This window comes from Sphingomonas sp. 179-I 2A4 NHS, from assembly GCF_045369135.1.
In the GTDB taxonomy this organism is placed as follows: Bacteria; Pseudomonadota; Alphaproteobacteria; order Sphingomonadales; family Sphingomonadaceae; genus Sphingomonas.
This window is the reverse complement of sequence record NZ_JBIQFL010000035.1, coordinates 1-3196: the sequence shown is the minus strand read 5'-3', so window position 1 is coordinate 3196 and position 3196 is coordinate 1. Positions and strand designations below refer to the sequence as shown.

The 3196-nt window shown below is 62.5% G+C and carries 2 protein-coding genes; both read left to right on the top strand.

Annotated features, from left to right (window positions below; all coding sequences use genetic code 11):
- Nucleotides 1-71 precede the first annotated feature (71 nt).
- Nucleotides 72-1355, top strand: a complete 1284-nt coding sequence (locus ACH0CP_RS18905) for a glycoside hydrolase family 130 protein (protein ID WP_010408731.1) — start codon at nt 72-74, stop codon at nt 1353-1355.
- 830 nt (nt 1356-2185) lie between these two features.
- On the top strand, nt 2186-3121 hold the full coding sequence (locus tag ACH0CP_RS18900; RefSeq protein ID WP_016510913.1) for an NAD(P)/FAD-dependent oxidoreductase: 936 nt from the start codon (nt 2186-2188) through the stop codon (nt 3119-3121).
- Nucleotides 3122-3196: the final 75 nt, after the last annotated feature.

The following is a 3196-nucleotide window of genomic DNA, read 5'->3' as shown; positions in this document are numbered from 1 at the left end:
ATGATTCCACGAGGATCCGCTTTGATGGCCAAGCCCGCCCATTCACATACCGCAATTCGAGAAAGCCAGACATGATCCAGCGCGCTAAGCTCCGTTTTCCTCATGTGACGCTACGGCCCGACCCGTCGCGTACCCTGGTCAGGCCGTTTGAGCCCGGCTATCCGCGAGGTTTCGACGCTGGCACGACCCGCACTCAGGAAACGGTCAATCTGATCCTGTCGCTCGGCGAGGCGGAGCTGACCCGTCAGCTGGAGGGCGTCACCGCGTCCCTGGATGAGAACCACCGCGACGTCGACACGATGCTGCGGCGGCGTTTTGACGAGGTCGCCGATCACTTCGACGGCGCCGATCGCTGCGACGATGCGCGACGCCGACTGATCGGAGCCTATTTCAGTCAGGAATACGCCTATGAGAGCGCGGCGTTGTTCAATCCCAGCGCCGTGCTGCATCCCGACCAAAGCGACGTTGGCGATGGCGAGGTTCGGTTTATCCTCTCGCTGCGCGGGATCGGCGAGGGCCATCTGTCTTCAGTTACCTTCCGTACGGGGCGGTGGAAGCCGGGCGGCACGCTGGTTGTGGACGATCCCAGCTCGGTGTCGATGCAGCCCATTATCGAGCGTGCCGATACAGACGACCTCGCCCGGCTTCGGTATGACGGCAGCGAGACCTTGTCGGAAACTGTGCTGTTTCCCGTGCTGCCTAGCCAACGCCAGGGGATCGAGGATCTCAGGCTGGTCCGCTTTGACGAAGGCGACGGCACATTCGCCTACCATGGTACATACACTGCGTTCAGCGGCGCGGAGGCGCGATCGGAGCTGCTGACCACGACCGACTTCAGAACGTTCGAGATGCGCGCGCTTACCGGCGATGCCTCATTGGGCAAGGGGATGGCGCTTTTTCCCCGTCGGATCGATGGCCTGTTCGCGATGCTCGGTCGCCAGGACAACAAGAACATCTGGCTACTGAGATCGGACGACATCCTCCACTGGGGCGGTGGCGCCAAGCTGATCGAGCCGCGGTATCCGTGGGAGTTTGTCCAGATGGGCAATTGCGGCTCACCGATCGAGGTGGACGAGGGCTGGCTCGTCTTGACGCACGGGGTTGGCACGGTGCGCAACTACTGCATCGGCGCCTGCCTGCTCGACAAAAACGACCCCTCGAAGCTTTTGGCGCGGACGCCTCGCCCGGTTCTGGCTCCCAGCCCTAAACAGCGCGACGGCTATGTTCCTAATGTCGTCTACAGCTGCGGCGCGCTCGTCGTCGGCCGCGATCTACTGCTCCCCTACGCAGTGGCGGACAGCTTCACCGCGTTCGCGACCACGACGGTCGACGATCTGCTCGCAGTGATGGAGTGATTGGGCGGCGTGCCTTGAGGGATTTCACCGCCGATTGCGTATTTAATAATATGAGCGGTTCTGGTGCGCCTGGTCAGTCGGTGGTTCCGGCCAGCGCCTGGATCCGCAGCAGCGTTTGAGGCGGTGCATGCGCCTTGCAGCCTTGGCGACTATCGTGATCCAGGCCCAAGCGATGGAGGCTTTCGCATGTCACCGCAGATTCTGAAGCTTTCGGCACTTTCCGGACTCGCAGCGGCGCTCGGCGGGTGCGCGACCTATGGGCCGCCCAGCCGTAACATCGCCTATTTCGCAGTGCCGTGTAATACGCCGGGAGCTTTCGTAGCGCAGCCCTTGTCAGCGCCGGACGCGCCTCCAGCCACGCCCGGTCCCGGGGGACCCGGCGGCCCAGCCGCGCAAAATGTGCAAGCTTGCATGATCGCGGTGCCCGCCCAAAATTTGGCATATAATGCGCGCTATCGGGGGGGCGGGGGCTATTACGATCCCTATTATGGCTATCCCGGCTATGGGTCGCCCTTCTATGGTTCGATTGGGATCGGCTTCGGACTTCACGGCGGTGGTTATGGACACGGTGGCAGCTTTGGCCATCGCGGCGGCTTCGGTCATGGTGGGGGCGGCGGTCATGGCGGCCACTGACGCGCCGATCTGTTCGAGCTTGTTCGTACGGGAAGCGTAGCCGCAGCGACACCATCCGACTTTGCTTGGATGACGACTGCCGGGCGTATTCGGGACAGGAATCATCCTACGCGACACCCGGCGTGTGAGGGACGAACGCCGTGCGCACGTAAATGTGAATAGAGCGCGCGCTAGAGCCGGCTTGGGAGAATGGCTTTATGCGTACAGCAGCTGACACGTCGACGTCGCAGGAAAACGTGGATTGCATCATCATCGGCGGTGGCCCCGCCGGACTGACGGCCGCGACCTATCTCGGGCGCTTTCTACGCAACTGTGTCGTCATCGACGCGGGAGCGGGGCGTGCGAGTTCGATTCCGCGGTCACACAATTTGCCGGGCTTTCCAGACGGGATTGGTGGTGCTGATCTGCTATCGCGGATGAAACGGCAAGCACAGGCTTACGGCGCGACGATCGAGCAGGGCAAGGTGGTTCGCCTGGCGATCGTCGAGGACGGGTTCTCCGTCGCGACGGAAACGACAAGCTGGCAAGGCCGTACCGTGATCTTGGCGACCGGCGTCCGAAATCACCGGCCTTCAATGCCTCAGGCGTCGCACGATGCTGCATTGGCGCGCGGCCTGATCCGCTATTGCCCGGTGTGCGACGCTTACGAAGCGAAGGGCGCCAATATCGCTGTGCTGGGCTGTGACGATCATGGTGCTGCCGAGGCCGAGTTCCTCCGCCCCTATGGCGCGCGGGTGACGCTGCTGGCGCAGCGCTCGCCCGAACTCTCCTGGCCGGATGAGGCGCGGCTTATTAGGCTCGGTGTCGACGTCATCAAGGAAGCGGTGAACCAGATATCGATCGAAGGCGATCAGATCGCGGTTCGACTGGCAGATGGGCGTCGCCTCTCGTTTGATACCCTGTATCCGGCACTTGGCTCCTCGCCGCATACGCAACTCGTCGCCGGGATCGGCGTGAAGCTTGGCGAAGGCGGCTGCGTTGTCACCGACGCCCATCAACAGACCTCGGTTAGCGGTTTGTACGCGGCTGGCGATGTCGTCGAAAGTCTCGATCAGATCAGCGTTGCAATGGGTCAGGCCGCGCAGGCAGCGACGGCGATTCACAACTCGCTCCGCGCCAGCGAGGACAAGTAAGCCGGTTGGAGCATCGACCGAAAATATAACATAAGTGCTCGCATCCCGATCCGGTTAAGTCTCGGGATGCGAACC